This is a genomic window from Agrobacterium sp. S7/73 (assembly GCF_019355535.1).
Taxonomy (GTDB): domain Bacteria; phylum Pseudomonadota; class Alphaproteobacteria; order Rhizobiales; family Rhizobiaceae; genus Agrobacterium; species Agrobacterium tumefaciens.
On the sequence record NZ_CP072137.1, the window covers coordinates 319,194 to 344,054 of the forward strand.

19 protein-coding genes are annotated in these 24,861 nt (G+C 58.8%); 5 read left to right on the forward strand and 14 right to left on the reverse strand.

Annotation, left to right across the window (positions count from 1 at the left end; all coding sequences use genetic code 11):
- The first annotated feature begins 1 nt into the window (after nt 1).
- A complete protein-coding gene (gene ugpE / locus J5276_RS16485; RefSeq protein WP_003510648.1) occupies nt 2-850 on the forward strand; it encodes a sn-glycerol-3-phosphate ABC transporter permease UgpE in 849 nt (282 codons plus the stop codon).
- Nucleotides 850-1,911 (forward strand): sn-glycerol-3-phosphate import ATP-binding protein UgpC, encoded by a 1,062-nt coding sequence (locus tag J5276_RS16490; protein WP_080850041.1) that lies wholly within the window; start codon nt 850-852, stop codon nt 1,909-1,911. Before ugpE ends, J5276_RS16490 begins: the two co-directional genes overlap by 1 nt.
- Nucleotides 1,912-1,959: 48 nt before the next feature.
- Here J5276_RS16490 and J5276_RS16495 read toward each other — a convergent pair whose 3' ends face one another.
- From J5276_RS16495 to odc2, 6 genes are all read right to left on the reverse strand, one after another.
- Nucleotides 1,960-2,403 (reverse strand): glyoxalase superfamily protein, encoded by a 444-nt coding sequence (locus J5276_RS16495; protein WP_003510652.1) that lies wholly within the window; start codon nt 2,401-2,403, stop codon nt 1,960-1,962.
- 212 nt (nt 2,404-2,615) lie between these two features.
- Nucleotides 2,616-3,314, reverse strand: a complete 699-nt coding sequence (locus tag J5276_RS16500) for an OmpW family protein (protein ID WP_174011950.1) — start codon at nt 3,312-3,314, stop codon at nt 2,616-2,618.
- Between the two features lie 281 nt (nt 3,315-3,595).
- A complete protein-coding gene (locus tag J5276_RS16505) occupies nt 3,596-4,891 on the reverse strand; it encodes an MFS transporter (RefSeq protein WP_112152911.1) in 1,296 nt (431 codons plus the stop codon).
- 92 nt (nt 4,892-4,983) lie between these two features.
- Nucleotides 4,984-5,385, reverse strand: coding sequence for a MarR family winged helix-turn-helix transcriptional regulator (locus J5276_RS16510; protein ID WP_174011952.1), 402 nt, complete (start codon nt 5,383-5,385; stop codon nt 4,984-4,986).
- 144 nt (nt 5,386-5,529) lie between these two features.
- Complete coding sequence (locus J5276_RS16515; RefSeq protein ID WP_174011954.1) at nt 5,530-6,099, reverse strand: GNAT family N-acetyltransferase; 570 nt, start codon at nt 6,097-6,099, stop codon at nt 5,530-5,532.
- A 193-nt stretch (nt 6,100-6,292) separates the two neighbouring features.
- Nucleotides 6,293-7,426 carry an ornithine/lysine decarboxylase gene (gene odc2, locus J5276_RS16520; RefSeq protein ID WP_003510663.1) on the reverse strand — a complete coding sequence of 378 codons (1,134 nt, stop codon included), beginning with the start codon at nt 7,424-7,426 and terminating at the stop codon, nt 6,293-6,295.
- Between the two features lie 537 nt (nt 7,427-7,963).
- On the opposite strand from odc2, the gene J5276_RS16525 reads away from it, so the two are divergent.
- Complete coding sequence (locus J5276_RS16525; RefSeq protein ID WP_174011956.1) at nt 7,964-8,857, forward strand: LysR family transcriptional regulator; 894 nt, start codon at nt 7,964-7,966, stop codon at nt 8,855-8,857.
- Between the two features lie 207 nt (nt 8,858-9,064).
- Here J5276_RS16525 and J5276_RS16530 read toward each other — a convergent pair whose 3' ends face one another.
- From J5276_RS16530 to J5276_RS16555, 6 genes are all read right to left on the reverse strand, one after another.
- Entirely contained in the window at nt 9,065-10,018 is a 954-nt protein-coding gene (locus J5276_RS16530) for a substrate-binding domain-containing protein (protein WP_003510665.1), read from the reverse strand.
- A gap of 90 nt (nt 10,019-10,108) precedes the next feature.
- Nucleotides 10,109-11,110 carry an ABC transporter permease gene (locus J5276_RS16535; protein WP_025595778.1) on the reverse strand — a complete coding sequence of 334 codons (1,002 nt, stop codon included), beginning with the start codon at nt 11,108-11,110 and terminating at the stop codon, nt 10,109-10,111.
- Between the two features lie 51 nt (nt 11,111-11,161).
- Nucleotides 11,162-12,685: a sugar ABC transporter ATP-binding protein gene (locus J5276_RS16540; protein ID WP_003510667.1), complete on the reverse strand. Its 1,524-nt coding sequence runs from the start codon at nt 12,683-12,685 to the stop codon at nt 11,162-11,164.
- A gap of 263 nt (nt 12,686-12,948) precedes the next feature.
- Nucleotides 12,949-14,454 (reverse strand): sensor domain-containing diguanylate cyclase, encoded by a 1,506-nt coding sequence (locus tag J5276_RS16545; RefSeq protein ID WP_174011958.1) that lies wholly within the window; start codon nt 14,452-14,454, stop codon nt 12,949-12,951.
- Between the two features lie 174 nt (nt 14,455-14,628).
- Nucleotides 14,629-15,453: a bifunctional allantoicase/(S)-ureidoglycine aminohydrolase gene (locus J5276_RS16550; RefSeq protein ID WP_019564590.1), complete on the reverse strand. Its 825-nt coding sequence runs from the start codon at nt 15,451-15,453 to the stop codon at nt 14,629-14,631.
- A gap of 143 nt (nt 15,454-15,596) precedes the next feature.
- Complete coding sequence (locus tag J5276_RS16555; protein ID WP_174011961.1) at nt 15,597-16,643, reverse strand: class I SAM-dependent methyltransferase; 1,047 nt, start codon at nt 16,641-16,643, stop codon at nt 15,597-15,599.
- A gap of 316 nt (nt 16,644-16,959) precedes the next feature.
- Here J5276_RS16555 and J5276_RS16560 point away from each other — a divergent pair, with 316 nt between their 5' ends.
- A complete protein-coding gene (locus tag J5276_RS16560) occupies nt 16,960-18,954 on the forward strand; it encodes a bifunctional diguanylate cyclase/phosphodiesterase (protein ID WP_013761485.1) in 1,995 nt (664 codons plus the stop codon).
- Between the two features lie 44 nt (nt 18,955-18,998).
- Here J5276_RS16560 and J5276_RS16565 read toward each other — a convergent pair whose 3' ends face one another.
- Together J5276_RS16565 and J5276_RS16570 are read right to left on the reverse strand one after the other, a co-directional pair.
- Nucleotides 18,999-20,075, reverse strand: coding sequence for an Ldh family oxidoreductase (locus tag J5276_RS16565; RefSeq protein ID WP_174011963.1), 1,077 nt, complete (start codon nt 20,073-20,075; stop codon nt 18,999-19,001).
- Nucleotides 20,076-20,166: 91 nt separating this feature from the next.
- Nucleotides 20,167-22,869, reverse strand: coding sequence for a DNA translocase FtsK (locus J5276_RS16570; RefSeq protein ID WP_174011965.1), 2,703 nt, complete (start codon nt 22,867-22,869; stop codon nt 20,167-20,169).
- A gap of 375 nt (nt 22,870-23,244) precedes the next feature.
- On the opposite strand from J5276_RS16570, the gene J5276_RS16575 reads away from it, so the two are divergent.
- A complete protein-coding gene (locus J5276_RS16575; protein WP_174011967.1) occupies nt 23,245-24,855 on the forward strand; it encodes an ABC transporter substrate-binding protein in 1,611 nt (536 codons plus the stop codon).
- The last annotated feature ends 6 nt before the right edge of the window (nt 24,856-24,861 follow it).

The following is a 24,861-nucleotide window of genomic DNA, read 5'->3' on the forward strand; positions in this document are numbered from 1 at the left end:
GATGATTGAAAATCGCCCGGTCGCCCGCGTGATCGCCCATCTGATGCTGGTTCTCGGCATCATCATCGTGGCCTTCCCGATCTACTACACCTTCATCGCGTCATCCATGACGTCGAATGACATCATTCGCCCACCGATGTCGCTGCTGCCCGGCGACCATCTTGGTGAAAACTATACAGACGCCATGGTCGGCGGCGTCGAAAGAGTGGTCGGCGTCAGCCTTGAACGGCTGCTGTTCAACAGCTTCGTGGTGGCGCTCGCCATTGCCATCGGCAAGATCGTCATTTCTTTCCTGTCGGCTTTCGCAATCGTGTTTTTCCGTTTTCCCTTCCGCATGGGCTTCTTCTGGATGATCTTCATCACGCTCATGCTGCCGGTCGAGGTGCGCATCCTGCCCACCTACAAGGTCATCGTCGACCTCGGGCTTATCGATACCTATGCGGGACTGACGCTTCCGCTGATGGCGTCCGCGACGGCGACGTTCCTGTTCCGGCAGTTTTTCCTGACCATTCCCGGCGAAATGGTCGAGGCGGCTCGTATCGACAATGCAGGGCCGTTCCGCTTCATGCGCGATATTCTGCTGCCACTGTCGAAAACCAATATCGCCGCTCTCTTCGTGATCCTGTTCATCTATGGCTGGACCCAGTATCTCTGGCCGCTGCTCGTGACCAACGATGCCAAGATGAACACAATCATCATCGGCCTCAAGCGCATGGTGGATTTCACCGACGCTTCGACGCCCTGGAATTATGTGATGGTGACAGCGATCCTCGCCATCATCCCCCCGATTATCGTTGTGGTGCTGATGCAGCGCTGGTTCGTCAAAGGTTTGGTGGAGACCGAGAAGTAATGGCAAAAATTGCGCTGAAAGACGTCCGCAAGGTTTACGGCGGCAATGTCGACGCCATCAAGGGCGTATCGATGGATATAGCCGATGGCGAGATGATCGTATTGGTCGGCCCCTCCGGCTGCGGAAAATCAACATTGCTGCGCATGATCGCCGGGCTGGAAAGCATATCGGGCGGTGAGATCGTCATCGGCGACCGCGTCGTCAACGATCTCGAACCGTCAGACCGAGATATTGCCATGGTGTTCCAGAACTACGCGCTTTACCCGCATATGACAGTGCGGCAGAACCTCGCCTATGGCCTCAAGAACCGCAACACGCCGAAGGACGAGATCGACCGGCGTATCACCGAGGCAGCCAAGGCGCTGGAAATCGAACAATATCTGGAGCGCAGGCCGCGCCAGCTCTCGGGTGGCCAGCGTCAGCGCGTGGCGATGGGCCGTGCCATCGTGCGCAAGCCCGCCGCATTCCTGTTCGATGAGCCGCTGTCCAACCTCGATGCCAAGCTGCGCGTGCAAATGCGCGTCGAAATCCGCCGCCTGCAACGCTCTCTCGCCACCACCAGCGTCTACGTAACCCATGATCAGATGGAAGCCATGACGCTGGCCGACCGCCTCGTGGTGCTGAATGCCGGCCGCATCGAGCAGATCGGCACTCCGATCGAGCTTTACGAAAAACCGGCCACCACCTTCGTCGCCACCTTCATCGGTTCGCCCTCCATGAACCTCCTGCCCTACGGCACCCCATCGGCTAACGGCGCATCCGGGTGGTCGGTGAATGGATCAGGCGCGCTGCCGCAAACCACCGCAACACTGGGCATCCGGCCGGAAGACATCACGCTCGCGGAAACAGAAGCTGCCGATGCCGCTTTCACTGGCACCGTGCGGGTGGACGCCGTGGAACTGGTGGGCGCGGAAAGCTACGTGCATGGCTCCTTCACCGACGGCACCACCATCGTCTTCCGCGTTCCCGGCCGTTCGCAGCTTGGCATTGGCGAGAACCTGCGGATTGCCGCCCAGACGAAGGACTTCCATCTGTTCGATGCGGCGGGGAAGCGGATTTAGGGTCTTACGAAGGACAAGGAGACACCCGCCTCTCGGCGGGTGCTCGGACTACCAGACCAGCTCGACCTGTGGCCTACCGTTGGAGGTTTTCTCCACCGTGCGTCCGGACGTATCGATATTGCAGTGGATACGCTGCCTGAAAGCCGAGAAGCTTTCGAAGGTCACCACATCCACGGGATCGTCGAGATGCAGGGTCAGCCGGTAGCGTTCCGGGTCGCCGCCTAGCGTTTGCACGCCCAGAACGGAGGCTACGAAGGGCTGGCCTAGATAGAGGCCTTCCACCCGCGAACCAAGAAGATAGGGATTGAATGCGGGACGGTTTCCCGCCGTGGCATGCAGGGTGTTCCAGTCGCGGAAGCCATATTGCGCGGCGATGAGTTCAAGCGCCTTTGAATGGGTGATTGCCTGCCCCTGCCCTTCAAGGGCGGCGCGCAGCCGTTTTGCCTGCTCTTTCAGTCCCTCAAGCGCGGGAAGCGGTTTGGACACGTTCATAACGGTTCTCCAACATGCGCATGCCGTATTTTTCCGAAGGGGTCCGCGTTGCCATCGACGACATGCAAAACATGGGGATGACCGTTATTCCAAAAAGAGCTTCACCAAGGGCGTAAACGCCTGCGGACGGCCGGGGCTCTTCTGCCCGTGGCCGTCCATATAGCTCAGAAAGCGCCGCCCGTCAAAGGCAGCGACGGCGCGAGGCCAAGGGGTCAGAAGCGATAGGTGATGCCCGCACCGATCAACCAGGGATCGAGTTTCGCTTTGCCGCTGATTGGCGCACCGCCAAGTTCTGCGGTCCAGTCGGTCTTCAGGAAAATCTTCTTCACGTCGAAGTTCACGCCCCAATGTTCGTCCAGCATATAGTCGAAACCCACCTGCACGGCCGCGCCGAATTTGTTCTTGACATCAAGATTGCTGAAGCCGGGTTTTTCGGACTGGTTGTAGAACATCGAATAGTTCACGCCCGCGCCGATATAGGGCTTGAAGGCGCCGAAATCAGTAAAGTGATATTGCAGGGTCAGCGTCGGCGGCAGCAACCATGTCTTGCCCACCGGCGTGCCGGCCAGCACACCCTCGCCGTTGATCTTGGCGTATGTGGTGCCGAGGATGAGTTCGGCAGCGATATTCGGGGTGAAGAAATAGCTGATGTCGAGTTCAGGAATAACCGTATCCGAATAGGAGAGACCCGCACCCGGCACACCGTCAACGCTGCCGCTGTCATGGGTGATGACCCCGAGACCACGCACGCGCAGCATCCATGGGCTCGCCGCCGCAATCGCCTCTTCAGCGGTGGGGGCTGGTGCCGGCGGGGCCAGATCTGCCGCCATCGCGTTGGCCGACATCAGCATCGCCGCGACGCTCACCGTCACACTGGCAAGCAAGGCGGTTTTTTTGTTCCTGTTCGTCATTCCATCTCTCCTATCGCGCGCCGCAGCCGGGCAAGCCCGGGAAACCGGCTGATGGCGGCGGGCCTTCGCGAATCCTCGCTTGCCGCAGCCGCTACGGCCACTATCGCGAAGGGAGAGGTGAGCGGATTGAGATGGATCAAACCGAAAGGCGAACGATAAGCCAGGGCAGCTAGCCGGCGCTTGGTATGACAAATACGCAACGGATAGCCATGACAACGGTCAAAATAGCGGGCCCGGCAGTCGGAAGTTGGCCTGTTTCACAAGCCTTCTCCTTTGCAATCTCAGGCGGCCTGCGGTGCCAAAGTCGCGGAACCCGGCTTTTTGAGAAGCAGTACCGAGACAGCAGCGATCATGCACATCACGCCGGCAATCTGCAGTGCGGGCATGTATGTGTCGAAGTCGCTCTTGAAGAAACCTGCGCCAAAGGCAGCGGTGGCGGCCCCCAACTGATGGCCCGCAAACACCCAGCCGAAAACCAGGCCCGCTTTTTCGCGGCCGAAACTCTCAGCGGCAAGCTTCACCGTTGGCGGCACGGTTGCCACCCAGTCCAGCCCGTAAAACACGGCGAAGACCGAAAGCTCCACGAAGCTGAAGCCCGAGAAGGAGAGATAGATCAGGGACAGCCCGCGCAGACCGTAAAACCAGAAGAGCAGGAAGCGATTGTCGAAACGGTCGGAAAGCCAGCCGGCGAAGATGGTGCCGAAGAAATCGAAAATGCCGATCACAGCCAGTGTGCCGGCCGCCGTGACCGCCGCCATCCCGAAATCACCGCAGATGGAAATCCAGTGTGTCTGGATAAGGCCGTTGGTGGAAAGTCCACAGACGAAGAACGTGCCGAAAAGCACCCAGAAAACCGGGTTTCCGGACACGCTCTTCAACGTCAGTATCGGGGATGCCAGTGTTGCAAGAAACTTGTGGTCCTGCTTCGGCGGTTTTACCACCACCGTCTCGCCATAGGCTGGCAGGCCGACATCGGCGGGATGGTCACGCATCAAGAGCAGCACGAGAATCATGGCGATAGCAATCACCGCAACGGATAGCGTCAGCGCGGTGCGCCAGCCATAAGCCTCCGTCATTGCCGCGAGCAAAGGCAGAAAAACCAGCTGGCCGGTGGCGTTACTGGCCGTCATCAGGCCGATCACCAGTCCCCGGCGCTTCGAAAACCAGCGCGATGCCACGGTCGCGCCCAGCACCAGTGCCGTCATGCCGGTGCCGACACCGATCACCACGCCCCATAGCAGTAACAGCTGCCACACCTCAGTCATGAAGAACGACGCGACGATGCCGCCCATGATCAGCGCAAGGGCCGTCGACACGACCTGGCGAATACCGAAATGGTTCATGAAGGCAGCGGCAAAGGGCCCGAGCAGGCCGAAGAGCACCAGCCTGACCGCCATGGCAGATGAAATATCGGCAATATCCCAGCCGAACTCCTGATGCAGCGGCTGGATCATAACCCCGGCCGATCCCATCGCGCCGGCGGTTGCCAGCATCGTCAAAAAGGTGGTTGCAGCAACAAGCCAGCCATAATGTATGTTTCTGTCGGCCATCCAGCTGGCAAGGCGTGTGGAGAGCATGTTCAAAATCCCTTTCCAGCGGCCAGCGGCCGAAATTTTACGGGTATATACCCTATATTGCGGGCAGATACCCGTTTTATCATCAAAAAAAATTACAGGGCTGCGAGTAGTTCCTGCAATTGAGCGGTCTTTTCCGTGCCAAGCCGGGCCTCGATTTCGTCCTGTACTCCGTCCCAGAGGGGCGCGCCTGTTTTCAGTATCTGCTGCCCCTGCTCCGTCACAGTCAGCATCGCTTCGCGCTGATCTTCGCCATGGCCGACGGCCACCAGCCCCATCCGGGCCAGCACCTTGGTATTGCGGCCAACGGTCGAGCGGTCCAATTCGACCCGTGCGGCGAGATCGGTGAGCGACACCGGCGCCATGCGGTTGATGTTCCGCAACAGGCTGAACTGGCCGATATTAACGCCAAGCGGCGCCAGCGCCTCATCGTAATAGGACGAGACCTTACGGGATGCTCTGCGCAGCAGGATGCAGTGACAACTATCGTTTGGCATTTGTCTCGGGTATATACCCGCAAATTCTACTGCGCAAGAGATGTTCAGAAATTATCGGCAATCAAAGGCCGTCCGCCAGGCCACAGGGTAGAAAGAAAAACCCCGGCAATAAGCCGGGGTTTCATATCAGTGACAGGGCTCGTCTCAGGCAGAGAGCCTGCGGCCGCTTGCGACCAGCATACCAGCCGCACCTTCCAGCCAGCCGGCTTTGAGTTCAAGCGCCAGAAAACGGCTGCGCTCGAACGGGCCGGGCATGATCAGGTGCTGGGCCTTATCGGCAAAAAAGCCGAAGCGTTCATAATAGGCGGCGTCGCCGACCAGAAGAATTCCGCCATGGCCACGTTTGGTTGCCTCGGAGATTGCTGCACGCATCAGCGCCGAACCGATGCCCTTGCCTTCATGGGCAGCATCAACCGCAAGCGGGCCAAGCAACAGCGATTCGACAGCGCGGCCTTCGCGCGAAATGCCAGCTTCGACATTCCACAGGCGCACCGTGCCGATGACATGGCCGTCCTCGTCACGGGCAACGAGCGCCAGACCTTCCGCTGGCACGCGGCCGGCGCGCAGCTTTTCGGAAGACTTGCGGCGGCGGCCAGCGCCCATGGCGCGGTCGAGCAGGTTTTCACGGGCAACGACATCGCCCGGATTTTCCTGATCGACATGAAATGTCTGCGGGGTGAAAAATGCACGTACCGAATTCAGAAGAGCGGCCATCTCTCGGCCCTCCATCACACAACCGCCCACACGCGGCCCTTGATCAAAAATGGTGGAGCCGTTCCGGCCCGCCGACACGCTTTCCTCGGCTGGAAGAGGAGCAGCAAGCAGGGATTTGCGCAACAGCACAATCGGCAAAGCCGGAACGGAAGCTTGTTCGAGACGCCGCCTTACTCAGCGGGCGGCGTTCGGATCAGATGACGTAGGCTTTCAGCGGCTCGAAACCGTTGAAGGCAACCGCCGAATAGGTCGTCGTATAGGCACCTGCGCCTTCGATCAGAACCTCGTCGCCGATGGTCAGAGAGACCGGCAACGGGTACATGTTCTTTTCGTACAGCACGTCGGCGCTGTCGCAGGTCGGACCGGCCAGAACGCAAGGCTCCATCTCGTCCTGATCGCGCTCGGTGCGGATCGGGTAGCGGATAGCCTCATCCATCGTCTCGGCGAGACCGCCGAACTTGCCGATGTCGAGGAACACCCAGCGATGGTTGTCGTTGTCGGACTTGCGCGACACGAGAACAACTTCCGCCTTGATGACGCCAGCGTTACCCACCATGCCACGGCCCGGCTCGATGATCGTCTTCGGGATCTGGTTGCCGAAGTGCTTGCGCAGCGCCGTGTCGATAGCCTGGCCGTATTCTTCGGCAGCAGGAACGTCGCGCAGGTACTTGGTCGGGAAACCACCGCCCATATTGACCATCTGCAGGTGAATACCCTGCTTGGACAGCGAAGCGAAAACGCGCTTGGCATCGCCCAGCGCTGCATCCCATGCGTCGAGATTCATCATCTGCGAACCGACATGGAAGGAAACGCCGTAGGATTCGAGGCCCAGCTGATGTGCGTAGACCAAAACATCAACAGCCATCTGCGGTACGCAGCCGAACTTGCGCGACAGCGGCCATTCGGCACCTTCACCGTCCGTCAGCACGCGGCAGAAGACGCGCGCGCCAGGAGCGGCACGGGCAACCTTCTCGACTTCCTCATGGCTGTCGACGGCGAAGAGATCGATGCCGAGCGCGTAAGCGCGGGCGACATCGCGTTCCTTCTTGATGGTGTTGCCGAACGAGATCCGGTCGGACGTCGCACCTGCATCAAGCGCCATCTGGATTTCAGCCACGGAGGCGCAATCGAAGTTCGAGCCGAGCGAAGCAAGCAGCTTCAGGATTTCGGGAGCCGGGTTTGCCTTGACCGCATAGTAGATCGCGCTGTTCGGCAGGGAATGCCGGAACGCGTTGAAATTGTCGCGCACGACGTCGAGGTCGACGACGAGGCAAGGGCCTTCGGGACGTCGGGTCTTGATGAAATCGAGAATGCGTGCAGTCGTCATCGATATATTCCCTATAAAACCGGCTCCGGAAAATCCGGAGGACAAAGGACGCTCGAGATATGCATACGAATCAGCCGGTGGAGGCGCAGAATCGATAGCATACGCTCAAGGCGCAAATATGAATGACGCCCTGCCAGAGCATCATTCGGCTTTGTCTGCCATCGATTGGAGGGAATGACCCGACCGCACTTCAGGCAATGATGGTGTGCCTCTTCAGTACCCCGGCTGATGGAAAGCCGGCAGAGAACCAGAAAGGCCCGCACCGTCGTTGCTTCATATGTCCTCGCATTTCCCGGTTGGCCGGAATAGCGACTGGAGGGGTTAGTTCCAGGTACCTTACCGAACTCCTCACCACATCGAGGACTCGGCGGACACACATGGGCACGTGCGACTTTGGGCAGCACGGGAAATAAGAATATTCGCCGTCATAATCAAGAGGATTTTTTCACCATATAGCGGATTTTTTCGGCAACCATTTTACGGGTTGAACAGTCGCGCCTCAGCGTTCAATTATATGGAACGAACCGGAGGATTTTCATGGACACGCTCACCCGCATCCGCGCCTTTATCGACGTTGTCGAAGCGGAGGGTTTTTCCGCCGCTGCCCGCAAGACCGGGCGTTCCAAGGCGCTTTTGTCCAAATATGTCCGGGAACTGGAAGATGATCTCGGTGCACTGCTTCTCAACCGCACCACCCGGCAATTCTCGCTGACGGAGGCCGGCCATACGTATTACCGCACCGCCTCTGACATTTTGAAGGAGATCGACAACCTCGCCGATCTGGTGCGCGAGAAGAATGCCTATCTGAAGGGCAAGCTCAGAATATCCGTTCCGCGCACCTTCATCGACGCCGATGTTGGCCAGAGCCTCATCGATTTCGCCAAGGAAAATCCGGAACTGTCTCTGGAAATCGTCGCCGATGACCGATTCGTCGATCTGATCGAGGAAGGGTTCGACCTTGCGATTCGCATAACGCGTCTGGAAGATTCAGGCCTCATCGCCCGCAAGATCTCCGATTTCCGGGTCTATGCAGTAGCAACGGCGGATTTTGTCGCCAGACACGGCCCGCTCAATGGTCCGCAGGACTTTTCCCGCGTGCCCTTCATCATCGACACCAACACCCGCTTCCACAACACCGTGCGTTATCTTGAAGCGGATGGCGGCTCGAACTCCGTTACCATCAGTGGACCGATCGAGGTGAACAGCCCGCAGGCGACACTCCGCGCCGCCCGCGCAGGGCTTGGCATCGCCATGGTGCCGGACTTCATTGCAAGACCCTTCATCCAGTCCGGCGAGCTTGTGACCCTGTTCGACGACTATATTTCCAAAGACCGCGGCATATATGCCGTCTACCCCCACCGCCGTTACCTTCCCGCCAAAGTGCGCAGCTTCGTGGATTATCTCTCGGCGTGGTTCAGGAAAAATGGATGAAGAGCGGGGGAGCGGTATAGTTTCCGCCGACCTTCCCCTCGTCATGCCGTATTTAATCCGGCATCGAGCCGCGGCGCGCCCGCGCTATGAAGGACCCTATCGCGATCAACGACCTGATCGCGCTGCACCCCGAATCTGGTCCGGGGTGCAGGAGTGCGGATGCAACGCGTACCTTTCAGCGGGCGTTGCTTAGCCGGAAACGGCTTATCAGAACGGCGAATCCGGGAAGTAGAACTGCTTGGCATTGTCCTTGGTGATGAGCGTAGCGTCGAGAATATACTCGCCAGCAACAGGCACCTGATCGTAAAAATGACCTGCCGTAAGCTGCATGGCGGTCGCCACCATCGCCGGCGGATAGAGCACGTCGACCGGAATTAGCTTGTCGCCGTCCATTACGCGCTTGATCATGTCCTTGGAACCGGCGCCAGCAACGATATACTTGATATCGGTGCGTTTCGCCTGCTGGATTGCCTCCAGCACGCCAACCGCCATGTCGTCGTCCTGACACCAGACCACGTCGATCTTCTTGTATTTGGTCAGGTAGTCCTGCATCACGCGGAAGGCGTCGTCGCGGTTCCAGTTGCCGTACTGGCGGTCGAGAACCTTGACGCTGGAGCCGGCAATACCCTTGTCGAAACCATCCTGGCGCTGCTGGTCGATCGGGATCGGCAGACCGCGAATGACCACCACTTCCGCATCAGGCGTGGTTTTCTTGATGTATTCGCCTGCCACTTGTCCGAGTGCCGGATTGTTACCCGCAACGTAGAGATCGCGGATCGAATTGTCGTTGACGCTCGGCGCGCGGTCGACGAGCGCGACAAAGGTGCCCTTGTCCTTGATCTCCTTGATGGCGTTGACGAGCGGATCGGGATCAGACGGCAGCACGACCAGTGCGTCCAGCCCCTGCACGGCAAGATCCTGAAGCGCGTTTGCCTGGTTGGCGGCATCCGGCGAGGTCTTGACGATGACGTTCAGACCCGGATGCTCCTTCATCAGAAGCTTTGCCACCCGTTCGGCATGGTAAACGACGCCCGCCGTCCAGCCGTGGTCGGCCGCCGGAATGGATACCCCGATCGTTACCTTCTTCTCCTGCGCATGGGCAGAACCCGCAAGAACGGCAGCCAGCGCGACAAATGCCACGCCGATGAATTTTCTACGCATAGTCTCTTTCCTCCCAAGACCGGGGCGTTCCTCCTGTTTAAACCGCGCATGCCCCAGATTGCGCGGCCAGATGTCTCATCGATCGTCCGGCTATCTGCGGCTGAGCGAACGCTGCACCAGCATGGCGATGATGATGATCGCGCCCTGAATGGCACCGATCAGATATTCGCTGACGAAGTTCGACAGGATCATGATGTTGCCCACGATTTCCAGAATGAAGGCGCCGCAAATCGTACCCCAGATGCGGCCCACACCACCCCGTAGCGCCGTGCCACCGACGACGACAGCGGTGATGGCCTGTAACTCCCACAACATGCCTGTAGTGGCCGAAGTGGAGGCAAGACGCGGCACGTAAAGCAGGACGGCAACGGCGACGCAAAGCCCCTGAACCACATAGGCAATCGTGCGGACGCGAACGACCGAGATACCGGAGTAACGCGCCACATCCTCGCTGGAACCCACCGCCGTCAGATGCCTGCCGTAACGGGTACGGTAAAGCACGAAAGCGGCGATGGCGGCAGTGACGAAGATGACGATGACCGGCACCGGCACACCGATCACATTGCCGAAATAGACCGGGCGATAAAGCGTCTGGATTTCCGGGTTGCGCAGCGTGATCGCGCCACCCTGCGACAGCCAGGTGGTCAGCCCACGATAAATGCCCATTGTGCCAAGCGTGGCGATGAAGGGCTCGATGCGGCCGATGGTGGTGATGAGGCCGTTTGCAAGCCCGCAAGCGGCGCCGATGGCGATAGCCAGCGCCATGGCGGCCAGTAGCATCACCAGCGGATTGGCAATAACGCCACTGTTCATGAACAGGATCATCAGGCTGGCAACGAAAGCCACCATCGCGCCGACGGAGAGATCAAGTCCGCCGGATGTGATGACATAGGTGGCGCCGAGCGCAATGATGGCGATGAAGGCGCTGCGGGTAACCACGTTCAGCAGATTGTCGATGCCGATGAAATTCGGATTTGCGACGGCGCCGAGAACCAGCAGCAAAGCCAGCGCCACAAAGGGCGCAACGGCGCGCAGGTCCCAGTCTTTCGAGGTCTTCGGCGTTTTGCCGTTATCAAGTGCGGCCTCAGTCATATTTCCCCTCAATTGTCTTTTCTTCAGGCCAATCTGCCGGGACATCAGCCCTCAGGCGAATTCCTGCGTGTGCACGCCAGTCGCGAGTGCCACGATATCGTTTTCGGTCATGCGTTCCCCCGTCACCTCGCCGACGATCCTGCCGGAGCGCATTACAAGGACGCGGTCGCAGATGCCGATCAGTTCCGGCATCTCCGAGGACACGACGATGATCGACCTGCCCTCGTCTGCGAGCTTTGCTATGAAACGGTAGATCTGTTCCTTGGTGCCGATATCGATGCCGCGTGTTGGCTCGTCGATGATGACGATCGATGGATCGAGCAGCATCATCTTGGCGAGCAGCAGCTTTTGCTGGTTACCGCCGGACAGCTGGCCCGCGAGCAAGTCCTTACTTCCCGTGCGAATATCGAAATCACGCACCGCATCATCAAGCGCTGCCTTCTCTCGACGGATATCGATCTGGAACAGGCGGCTGAATTTCCTCAGCGAGGCGAGTGTGAGATTGACCCGCAAATCCTTCGTCAGCAGCAATCCCTTGCCCTTCCGATCCTCGCTCAGATAAACGATGCCGGCCTTCAGACTGTCTTCCGCCTTTGCAAAATGCACAGGCTTTCCGAGATGGCGGATCGTCCCCCGCCCTGGACGCAGGCCAAGCACGCCCTCCATAAGCTCCGTTCTGCCCGCGCCGACGAGACCAGCAAAACCGAGGATTTCGCCCTTTCGCAGGCTGAAACCGGCATCCTGCGCATAGCCGGGAACGGTGAAATGCTCCACCTGCAAGACAGGCTCGTGCTCGCCGCCGGCGTTCCTGTCCGGATAGAGCTTGGCGACATCGCGCCCCACCATCAACCGCGCCATATCGGCAGGCTCAAGCGCCGATATCGGGTGGGAGCCGACCAACCTGCCATCGCGCAGAACGGTCACACGGTCGGCAATCTCCTTCACCTCCGGCAGGCGGTGCGAAATATAGAGCACGGCCACGCCCTTTGCCCTTATGTCCCTGATAACGTTCAAGAGCGCATCGGTTTCAATGGGCGTGAGGCTTGCGGTCGGCTCGTCGAAAATGACGACGCGATGCGGCACGAGCAGAACGCGCGCTATCTGCACCAGCTGGCGCTGGGCAATCGACAGGCTGCCGACGACGGCATCGGGATCGATCGTACCGCCGAGATCGGCGATAGCCCTCAGGGCGCCGGCACGCATGGCGCGGTCGTCCATCATCGGGCCTTTGCACAATTCGCGGCCCAGATAGATGTTCTGAGCCACCGTCAGATCCGGGGCCAGCAATATTTCCTGATGCACGAGAACGATGCCGCGATGTTCGGCGTCGACAGGTCCGCTCAGCGTAACTGCCTCGCCATCGATCCTGATTTCCCCACTTGAAGGCTTCTCATTGCCCGCAAGCAGTTTCATCAACGTCGATTTACCAGCCCCGTTCTCGCCAATGATGGCGTGAACTTCACCGGCGCGCACGGCAATCTCTATATCCTTCAGAACCTGGACGGGACCGAAAGACTTGGACAACCCGACAGTCCGTATAAGGACCTGATCTGGAGATTCCTCAGCAAAAGCCATGTGTCGTCACCGGTACCCGGTGCGAATGAACGGATCTTGCCCCTCGATTTTACTTGAAATCATCATGCGCGAACTCCTCCCAAAGCTCTTGGGAAGAAGCTAACGTCCGTTTTGAGGTACGTAAAGCAAATTTCGCTGGTCTTTTAGAATACACTCAAATTTGACCAGGACGATGGTGCCTAAAGGCTAAAAAATAGGCGGCCATGGTCCCGCAGAGCGTTGAAAACCCTCAGTGAGGCAAGGCACCCACGGGATGCCTGTGGCTAGAGAAGGCGCTTCAGGGAGCTGGCTTCCGGTTGCGGGGAGGCCTTCGTTGTGTCGCTGTTGTCGGCAGACCTGTTGCGCATCGCGGCGTAATAGGCGTTTTTCTGCTCGTACATATGCATGTCGGCACGGCGCACCAGCGATTCCATCGTCTCGCCGGCCTCGCTGGTTGCCACGCCCAGCGAAAGACTAAGCGGCGCATTGGAGTAGAACTGGTTGTTGATCTTCAGCAGTTCGTAAATGGTATCCACCATCGCCGCGGCGATCTGCTTGTCTGCGCCGGGCAAAAGAATGGCGAATTCATCACCGCCAATGCGCGCAGCATGGTTCGGCGCAGTAACGACACCGTTCAGGACTTCGCCAAGGCGCCGCAACAGCGCGTCGCCTGCGTCGTGCCCTAGCTTGTCATTGGCGTCCTTGAGGCCATTGAGATCGATGACGATGGCCGAAACGGGCCGGATCGTGCTGCGTTCCAGCCTGTTCATTTCGTCCGAATAGAAGGCGCGATTGTGCAGCTTGGTCAGCACATCGTGCTTGCCGAGATATTCGAGATAGGCTTCCGCCTTTTTCCGCGCCGTAATATCAGTCAGCGCGACCTGCACCAGTGACCAGTCGCGTTCGTGGCCCGGAAAAACGGAGAAATGCAGCAGCACGTGCCGCTCTGAACCATCCAGCGCGTAGTTCACCACTTCGCGATGATGGTTAAGATTGCCGTTCCACAGCTCCATCAGCTGTTCGCGGAAGGGCTTTTCCATTTCACCACGGAAAATATCGCCAAGCCGCTGCAAAAGAACCTGGCGGTCCGGCGCACAAAACAGGTCAAGTGTTGCCCGGTTGACGTCGATCACGCGGATTTCGCTCATGCATTGGCGCACGAATTCGGGATGCACATCCATGAACACCCGGAAGTCGATGATGCCGCGTTCCCTGACCTCCTCGATCAGACGCCGAACCCGGCTGAAATCCTCCACCCACAGGGAAACGGGCGAATGTTGGAACATGCCTTCAGCATAACGGCGGTTGAAAAGCTCCTTGCGGCGAGCCTCCTCACGTTCCGTCACATCCTCTGTGGTCAGCAGCAACCGCCCGAGTGTCTGTTCGTAGCCGGGTATAATCGCACCGCGCAGCTGGATATCCAGCCGCTTTCCGCCAATCGAGTAATTGACGGCGTTGCTGATGAATTCGGTTTTTCCAGCCCAAAGCTCGGAAAGCTCGTTCACATGGCTTTCAAGCATGTCATCGCGGAAAATCCGGTGCAGATTATCGATCAGATGCGCCTTGTCCCGCGCTTCGAACAGTTCAAGTGTCTTGGCATTAACCTGCACGACGCGGATTTTCTGCGAGCACGCCGCCACCCGCGACAGATCTTCCAGCAAAAACGCCCGGATGTCCTCGACGCCCTGCGCCCGCCAGATATCGAACTGGCTTTTCACCTCGCTGAAATCCTCGATCCACATCGCCACAGGGGCAAGATTGAAGATATTGGTATCGATCGTTTCAATCATACGGGCAGTCTTCTTCAGGATAATAAGGGCGGATGCCGAATGCCGAAATCGTGCGAGACAGCGATGACTGACCGCATATCTGGATTTATTAGGGATATTCGATCCAACGCAAGCCTTTATCGCGCAAGCCAACGGATTGCGCGATAAATCTCGGTTTCGCCAAGATTCCGCCCGTTACCAGAGCTTCACGTGGCGGTTCACATCCTTGTAGAGCAGGTAGCGGAAACGGCCCGGCCCGCCTGCATAGCAAGCCTGCGGGCAAAAAGCGCGCAGCCACATGAAATCACCCGCCTGCACTTCCACCCAATCCTCGTTAAGCCGGTAAACCGCCTTTCCTTCCAGCACGTAAAGACCGTGCTCCATGACATGGGTTTCCATGAAAGGAATGGTAGCGCCCGGCTCCAGGCTGACGATGTTGAGGTGCATGTCGTAACGCACGTCGTCGGGATCGATAAACCGGGTGGTCGCCCATTTGCCGTCCGTATCGGGCATCGCCGACAGAGCGTGTTCATCTTCATGCGTGAAGATCGCCGGCGGCGGCTCCAGCCCGTCCACCGCCTGAAACGCCTTGCGGACCCAGTGGAACTTGACCGGTGCCGTGCCGGAATTGCGCAGCTGCCAGCGCGAGCCGGCGGGCAGGAAGGCGAAGGAGCCGGTCCGCAATGCATGCTGCACGCCCTCAAACTCCACGGTCATTTCACCATCAACGACAAAGATCGCCGCTTGCGCCCTTGCGTCCGGCTCCGGCCGCTCACTGCCTCCGCCAGGCTGCACTTCAACGATATATTGCGCAAAAGTCTCGGAAAAACCGGTCATCGGTCGGGCGATGATCCAGGCCCGGGTCCCTGTCCAGTGCGGGAGCACGCTCGTCACGATATCGGACATGACGGTTTTGGGGATGACCGCATAGGCAGTCTTGAAAACAGCCTTGCTCGACAGCAGTTCCGTCTGACCCGGCAGACCGCCCATATCCGAATAATATTTCTTCATTTCAGCCATTCCATTCTGCAACGCATTTCGCGCGAATTCTTAGGCCCGTAGCGACGTTTAATCAAATAATTATTGGCGTACACAGGCCTTGCCGCACGCATGGTAAAATGCGGGCGGCCTATTTCGCGCGGACATGTGAAACGAGGTTGGGCTCAGGCCTTTTTGCGCATCGTGGCATAGACGATATTGTGGTTTTCGCCGAAAAATACCTCCGCCTCGATACTTGCGGGATCGGCGCTGGCGTTGACGATCCGCCACATATCCGCCTTCGAACGCAACAGCAGCGCCCAGTTCATGAAGGTCTCCATGTAACCATCGACCACAATGTCTTCGGAGAAGTTGGCGAAGAGGAACATTCCGCCGGGCTTCAGCATCTCCATGCAGCGCCGCGTGAGCTTGATCGCCACCTTGTCGTTCAGGTAATCGTAAAGACCGGCGGCATATACCAGATCGAATTTGCCGAGCTCGTGCGAACGCAGGACGATGTCACGCACCGAACCGTCAATCGCCTCGATGCAGCTGTCGTTGAAATCGCGGGCAACGGAACCGACACTCAGGGGATCTTGATCGAGCGCCACCCAGCGCCGGATCTTGCCCTCTTTCAAGGCCACGGATGCATCCGCCTCGCGCAGATGTCCCGATGCAATGGTGAGGATTTCCGTTTCGCTTCCATGCCGGGCCGCAGCCTCGTCAACAAACCGGGTCAGCAAATCCCGCCGCTCGCGGACAGCGACCGAGGAACTAGCGTCCTTCGTATAATTGTAGAGAGCCGCGCCAAGCGGCGTTGCGTTCTTCACCTTATCGGCAACGCTGTCGTGACCGTAGATGAAGTCGAGAAGCTGCGCATCGCCCGAATAGCCCCGCGGCTTTTCGAACGACCAGCGCGTGAAGGGATCTTCCAGAAAATAGTCCGACACGGAGTGATTCTGCACCAGGGGAATCAGTTCAGCCCACACGCTTGAGTGGAGCTTTTCGCGCAGGCCATGCAGTGCGCCAGCCGTTCGATGTATTATCTCATGTGCTGAAACACCATTTTCGAACTGCTGTTGTGCCAATTCGAGAATGATCGCGATCTCTGCTTTCGCAACTGCGAAATGCTCATCGAACGCTTCCGTTTTCCGTGCAAAAATCTCTTTTGCGACAGTATCAGGAGTGATCAGACTTGCCCCGTCCAGATTTCTTTTCTTTACCTGCCTCACTTCAGCCTCCAGTATTAACACATTGTTAACTATACGTTTCTGGGAGACGGAAGGCCACTCGCTTTCGATTTTTGAGCAGTGTAGGGATACATTAGTTTATTAGCGTATTTTTTTGGTCACACTCGTGGACCGGAGGAGAAAGCGGATACGCGATTTAGTGAAACTTAATGTTGCGAGCGTATGATGCGCTCTTGCTTTTCATGTTTCCGCCCGCATGGAGAGAAATCGGCAGGAAATCGCGCTTAGCGTGAAAGTACACGCAAAGGTCGAATAAGCAGTTACTTGATAAAGTATACGCAACACTATGGGAAAGTGCATGAAGCACACGTTAGGCGAGGTGAGTGGACAGCAAGAATATCGGCGGCCGGACGCCCGGTTTTCTGATGAACTTCTTGCCCTTTACCAGCAGGAAGGTGAGCGTAGCCGCCGGGGTTCGATCAGGCGGGGCCTGTGGACGGCTGTTTTCATCTATCTGCTATTTGCCATTACCGACATCATTCTGGTGCCCGACGTCGCCTTTTACACCATAATCGCAAGAGTTATCGTCGTCCTGACGTCCCTGCTGACGCTCGAAATTCAGTTGCGCATGGGCGCGAGCACCGCCGCACTTGACCTCACCTGCGCCACTGCGCTCGTCATGGGCTATATTGGCTGGCTTGTGCCCTCGCTCTTGACCGACAATCTCGAAAACATGTCCTATTACATGGTTTTCGGGGCGATCTTCATGATGGGCGCCAATCTGTTTTTCACCTTCCGTTTCCATCTTTCGCTCGTGTCATCGGGCATCATTCTTGTCACCTACTTTCTGGCGGCGACGCAGTTTCCCGAAGATGCGTTCTACAAGCTCGCTTTCGGCACCTTCTATATCTCCTGCTTCGTCTTCACCTCTTACGTGAACTGGAACCTGAACCGGGAACGCTACCACGTCTTTCTCAACGCACTCGAGGCCAAGGCCCAGCAGAAAGCGGCGGACGAGCGCGGGCAGGCGCTGTTACGGCTTTCAAATACCGATTCCTTGACAGGCCTGCAGAACCGCCGCGCCATAGACCAGCATCTGCGCCTGTTGTGGGACAATTGGAGCAAGAAGGGGGAAGGTTTCGCCGTCTTTCTGATCGACGTGGATTTCTTCAAGAAATACAATGATCGCTACGGCCACCAGGAAGGCGACAAGTGCCTCGTGACAGTGGGCAACGCCCTGCAGGACGCGATCATCGACCATGGCGCCTCCATCGGCCGTTATGGCGGTGAGGAGTTCATCGTACTCGCTCCGTTCAAGTCCAGACAGCAGGTGGGTGAGCTTGCCGAAACCATCCGCCACACCGTCGAAGACCTGTCGCTTTCGCACGATCAGCGCCGGGACGGAACCTTCATCGTCACCGTCAGCATTGGCGCGTCTTTCACCCGTCCCAATCCGGATGGCAAGCTCGAAAAGATCATCAACGAGGCCGACCGGGCGCTTTATATTGCCAAGGCCAATGGCCGCAATTGCATGAAGCTGTTCGATCCGGACGATCCGCAGACCAGCGACGAAACCGAAAATATCGCCGCACTTCTGAAAATCGCTGTCGCGGAAAACCTCGTTTCTCTCGTCTATCAGCCGATCCTCAACATATCGACCAACGAGACGGCGGGAGCCGAAGCGTTGATGCGGCTTCGCCTGCTCGACGGTGGCTCCGTTTCGCCCGGCACCTTTATCCCGATTGCCGAACGCACCGGCACGATAATGGAGCTCGGTCTCTGGACCATAAAGACCGCCTGCCGGCAGATACTGGCCGATGACAAGGTATCGGTGGTCAGCGTCAACGTATCGCCGATGCAGCTGAAGAATCCTGGTTTTGCCACTTCGGTCGCAGCGATCCTCGTTGAGGCTGGGATTGCCGGCGGCAGGCTGGCCTTCGAGATCACCGAGGGTCTGGATATGGAGATGCATTCGGATGTATTACGCTGTCTGAACGATCTGAAGACGCTCGGCATCAATATATGGCTGGATGATTTCGGAACCGGATTTGCGGGCCTTTCCTGGCTGCGGATGACGGATTTTGATACCGTAAAGATTGACCGCTCCTTCCTGCATGACAGCAAGACACCCCGCGGCCGGGCGATGTTGCAGGACATGATCCGTCTCATCCGCAATCGCGGCCACAAGATCCTGATCGAAGGCGTGGAGACGGAAGAGCAACTGAGGCTCGTGCGCCAGCTCGAGATCGATTATGCGCAGGGTTATTATATCGGACGCCCGGTCGTCGCCGAAAGGCTGAACGTGGCGACTACCCCCTACCCGCAGCCCAAAATGCTACAGCGCCCCGCCTGACGATGCGACGGCGGCGGCAAGCGCCGTCACCGGCAGGCCCAGTCTTAGTGATATGCGGGCGGAATGATCGAGAATTTTGCCGCAAGTTCCGAAAACGCAGCACGCGTGACGGGATCGACAGGTGCGCCCTCCCTCTCCCGCTTTGCCGCTACCGCCCATTCCCGATCGCCCGGCGCCATGACCTTGCAGTCCTCCCGCGCTGGCGATCCCCGCAGTACCTCGAGATAGCGTTTCATGCCCTCGTCGAACACTTCGCGTTCAAGAAAGGCTTCCGGCTTCAACGCCAGGACGAAGGCCCCAAGCCCGCGCGGCTTGGAAAAATCTGGCCCCGACATTGGGGCGATATCGAAACTGAGCTTCATGCCGCTGAGAACGGCGCTAAAGATTTCCACCATTCCCGCAAGCGCCGCTCCCTTGAAACCAAAGGCACCGCCCAGCGGAGCCAGCATTTCAACGGCATTGGGGTTCTGCGTGTCGATACCGTCGCCATCAGACGCAACTCCTTCCGGCAATTGCTGTTCCAGGCTGCGGTAAAGCAGAACCCGGTTATAGGGCACGGCGCTGGTGGCCATGTCGAGAAGCCAGGGCATGTCATCGGCTGCCGGCACGCCGACTGCAATGGGGTTGGTGCCGTGGAAACGCATCGCGCCGTCATGCAGGCGCACGAAACTGTCGGAGTTGCAAAAGGCAATGCCGATATAACCCTGCCGCGCCGCCTCCAGCACGTAAGCGCCGGCCGGGCCGAAATGCGAGGAATTCCTGATCGCAACGGCGCCGATGCCGAATTTCCCAGCAAGCGCCATGGCGCCGTCCATGGCCGCATAGGTAGCGCGGGCGCCATGGGCATGGTCGGCATCGATCGTCTCCACCGCGCCGAAACCGGACACGCGGCTGATCTGCGGCCGCGGATTGAGACGCCCGCCTTCAAGTCCTGCGATGTAGTGAGCAAGAAGCCGAACGCCGTGGCTGTCTACGCCCAGCCGTGTGCCATGCATCATGGCGCGGGTCGCCGCATCGGCGGTTTCATCATCGGTGCCGACAGCCAGGAAAACGGAACGGCAAAACCGCTCCAGTTCATCCAGCCTTGCGAGGACAGTGATATTTTCATTGCTGTGCGACATCAGGGGAACCTCCCGATTCCAGAATCCATGCCGCACAAGCTAGTCACGGGGCGCGTTTTTGCAATCGAATATCGCGCCCCGAATGGATCAATCAGTCGTCGCCGCCAATCGCCTCGTAGGTGTCGCGCTCACCGGCGATGATGGCGCGCTTGCCGACATGGTTGGCGGGACCGACAATGCCTTCCTGCTCCATGCGCTCGACCAGGGAGGCGGCACGATTGTATCCGATCGACAGGCGGCGCTGGATATAGGAGGTGGAGCATTTCTTGTCGCGCATCACCACCTTAACGGCCTTTTCATAGAGATCGTCGCTATCGTCGTCGCCCATCGATGTCTTGTCGAAGACCGCCGTTTCCTCTTCCGCCTCGTCGTCAGCCTCGTCGGCGTCTTCCGTAACGGTGCCGAGATATTCAGGCCGACCTTGGGTCTTCAGATGCGCCACGACTTTTTCCACTTCCTCGTCCGACACGAACGGACCGTGGACACGGGAGATGCGGCCGCCACCCATCATGTGCAGCATGTCGCCCTGGCCGAGCAGATGTTCGGCACCCTGTTCGCCAAGGATCGTGCGGCTGTCGATCTTCGAGGTCACCTGGAAGGAAATGCGGGTGGGGAAGTTGGCCTTGATCGTGCCGGTGATGACATCGACCGAGGGGCGTTGGGTGGCCATGATGAGATGGATACCGGCAGCGCGCGCCATCTGCGCCAAGCGCTGGATCGCGCCTTCGATCTCCTTGCCTGCGACCATCATCAGGTCGGCCATCTCGTCTACGATGACGACGATATAGGGCATGGCGGTGAGGTCCATTTCCTCCTGCTCGTAGACAGCTTCGCCGGTTGCGCGGTCGAAGCCGGTCTGCACGTTGCAGAACACCGTCTCCCCTTTGGCGCGGGCGGCAGCGGCCCTTGCGTTGTAACCGTCGATATTGCGCACACCGAGACGCGACATCTTGCGATAGCGGTCTTCCATTTCGCGTACGGCCCATTTCAGTGCCATGACCGCCTTCTTCGGATCGGTGACGACAGGGGTCAGAAGATGCGGAATGCCGTCATAGACCGAAAGCTCAAGCATCTTGGGATCGACCATGATCAGCCGGCATTCCTCCGGCTTCAACCGGTAGAGCAGCGACAGGATCATGGTGTTGATGGCGACCGACTTGCCCGAACCGGTGGTACCGGCAACGAGCAGATGCGGCATCTTCGCAAGTTCGGCGATGACAGGTTCGCCGCCAATGGTCTTGCCAAGGCAAAGGGCTAGCTTCTGGCGGGTCTCGCTGTAATCGGTCGCTTCGATAAGCTCGCGCAGATAGACCGTCTCGCGCACCGGATTGGGAAGCTCGATACCGATGACATTGCGGCCGGGCACGACGGCGACACGCGCCGAGAGTGCCGACATCGAGCGGGCGATATCGTCCGACAGGCCGATAACGCGCGAGGACTTCACGCCGGGGGCGGGCTCGAATTCGTAAAGCGTCACAACTGGGCCGGGGCGCACATCGATGATCTCACCCTTGATGCCGAAATCCTCCAGCACGCTTTCCAGCAGGCCGGCGCTTTGCTCGAGCGCCTCCGGCGTCATGGTCGTGGTCTGCTGGACGCGAGCCTGCTGCAGAAGATCGATGGAGGGGTATTCATATTCGCCGTCTGCAAAGACCGGCGCTTCCCGGAACATCGGCTGCGAGGCCTGTATGGGCGCGCGGGGCGTGAAACGCGGCTCGGCAACGATTCTTTCCGCCAGCTGAACCTGCTCAACAGGTCTCTGCGGCTCAGCAACTGCGACCGTCTCCACGACCGGCTGCGGAACGATCTCTGGTTCAACGACCTGAGTTGGGACTGGAATTGCAGGATGATGCACGCCGATTTCGCGGTAAAGCCTGATCGCTGAACCACCCGGAATCCTGATGACGGGCGGTACGGCCGAAAGCCGGATTGCCGGTGCGACCGGAGATGCGGATGCCAGCGTCGGGGCAATCGCAGGCGCCGTCAGCAACGGGTTTGCGAGAACGGTGCGCGCAGATGCGGGAAGGCCTTCGCCGGCGTCATCCGGCAGATCGAGCGTCATCACTTCCCAGAAAAGCTCATCCGGCAGATGGGCGGCAAAGGCGGGAATGGATGCCTGCGGCGTTGCAACCTCAGATGCAACCGACGCGGCGGGCAGCGGCTGAACAGGTGAATCGGTTCCCGGTACCGGCGCTTCGAAGACGGCGGCTGCATCAGCCGGCTGAGGCGGCATCAGCGCTGCTGCAGCGGCTTCTTCCGCCTGTTTGCGCGCAAGCTCCAGTCGCAATTTGTAGGTCAGCGCCCTTGCGCCCCGCGCATCCGGCGGCTGCGGCAGAAACGGCATGCGTGGCGGTTGAATGCGCGGCTCCGGCGACTTTACGACCGTCGCAATTGCAGGCTCCTGTACAGTAGCCTCCGGCTGCACGACCATCTCAGGCTCGGCAGTTTCAGACAGGATGTCGGCGGGTGCCTCCTCTTCCGCAAGATGCGGCGTCTCAACCGGCATGCGCCGGCTAAAGGCGCTTTCCGGCGTGCGGGTGAAACGCACATTGGGGCCAAGCACGAAAGCATTCTGCCAGCCCGGCATTTCAGCGCGGCCTTCGATGGCGTCGGCAGCACTGACATCGGCATTCGGCCTGGGCACAACACCCGCCTTCATTGCCGCGGCCTGGTCCTGACCGGCAACGGCCTTGCCGCCGGCATGACGAGCCTTATCGCTCCCCTCCCCTACGCTATTGGACGAATTCTGGAATCTGGATCGGGAGAAGCTCATGGCAGCGTGCACACTCATCATAAACGTACATATTTCGGTCTCCCTGAAATAGAAAATAAAGGTTAATTACCCCTTTCCAAACCGGGTCACGCAGGCAGAATTTCGCTTTAGCCACAGGTGAGACGTGACATGCACCAGCAAGGAATCGGCACTCCAAGCCTCTATATTTATTGCGTTAAATCAGTTTTTCATCGCCGTTTTACGGCAACCGGCGCGGCTTAAGAAAAGGGGAGTGACGCCTTGAAGCATATTGTTTCCGCAAGCGGTCGCGCAACGTAAAATCATTGCTGTAAAGCCCGTGAATTAACGTGGACACTGCTGCGGTTGCAGTCTTAAGATCGGGCAGGCCGCGGCCCAGCGGAAAGGCCCGCCCGCCCTCATTCCGGAGTGAACCTCATGTCGCCTGTCCACCTGTCCCGCCGCTCGCTTCTCAAAACCTCGCTCCTTCTTGCCGCAACCACCGGACTTGCGGGCATTGCCGCCGCGCAGCAGTCAAAGCCCGGTGGGCGGTTGATCGTTGCGGCCGATTCGGAGCCGAAGAACCTCAACCCGGCCATCGTTGCCTCCAACGGCGTGTTCTATATCTCGAGCAAGATCGTTGAGCCGCTGGCGGAAGCCTCCTTCAATGGCAGGGACGGGCTGGAACCAAGGCTTGCGACGGAATGGCATGGATCAGAGGACGGTTTGAGTGCCACGTTCAAGCTGCGCGAAGGAGTGACCTGGCATGACGGCAAACCCTTCACCTCCGCAGATGTGGCCTTTTCCGCACTTTCGGTTTGGAAGCCGCTGCAAAACCTTGGGCGGCTGGTCTTTGCCAATCTTGAAAAAGTGGATACGCCTGATGACCACACGGCCATTTTCCGCTTCTCCAAGCCGACACCCTTCCAGCTCATCCGCAACGCTTTGCCGGTTGTCACCAGCGTCGTGCCGAAACATCTTTATGAAGGCAGCGATATCGCCACCAATCCGGCCAATACGAAACCAGTCGGCACCGGACCTTTCGTTTTTGCGGAATATAAGCCCGGCGAATATTACCGCCTGACCCGCAATCCCAATTACTGGGGCAAGAACCAGCCGCAACTCGATGAGATCATCTATCGCGTTCTGCCCGACCGGGCGGGCGCCGCTTCTGCGCTTGAAGCCGAAGAAATCCACCTCGCGGCCTTTTCCGCCGTGCCGCTTGCCGATCTTGCCCGCATCGCGAAGGAGCCGGGCATCAAGGTCATCCCGGAGGGTTACGAAGCCCTCACCTATCAGCTCGTCGTGGAAATCAACCACCGCCGCAAGGAGCTGGCCGACCTCAAGGTCAGGAAGGCGATCGCCCACGCCATCGACAAGAAATTCGTCATCGACAAGGTCTTCCTCGGTTACGCCACAGCATCGACCGGCCCCGTACCGAAAAATGCACCCCAGTTTTACACGGGAGACGTCGAGACATACGATTTCGACGTCGCCAAGGCGAACGCCCTGCTGGACGAGGCGGGTTATGCACGCGGAGCGAACGGAACGCGATTTTCACTGAAGCTTCTGCCGGCCCCTTACTTCAATGAAACCAAGCAATTCGGTTCCTATCTTCGCCAGGCGCTACAGGAAATCGGCATCGATGCCGAGCTGGTCAACAATGATGCCGCCGCGCACCAGAAGGCCGTCTATACCGACCATGCCTTCGATCTCGCCATCGCGCCCCCGGTCTTCCGTGGCGATCCGGCGATCTCCACCACCATTCTCGTGCGCTCCGGCATTCCAGCCGGCGTCGGCTTCTCCAATCAGGGAGGCTATGAGAACAAGGCGCTCGATGCACTGATCGACAAGGCGGCGCAAACCGTGGATACGGCAGCCCGCACGGTACTCTACAAGGATTTCCAGAAGCAGGTCGCCGCCGATCTGCCGCTGATCAATGTCGCCGAATGGGGTTTCATCACGGTTGCGCGCGATACTGTCAAACACGTCGCCAGCAATCCACGCTGGGCCGTTTCCAACTGGGCGGATACGGTGGTCGGCACCTGAGGAAGC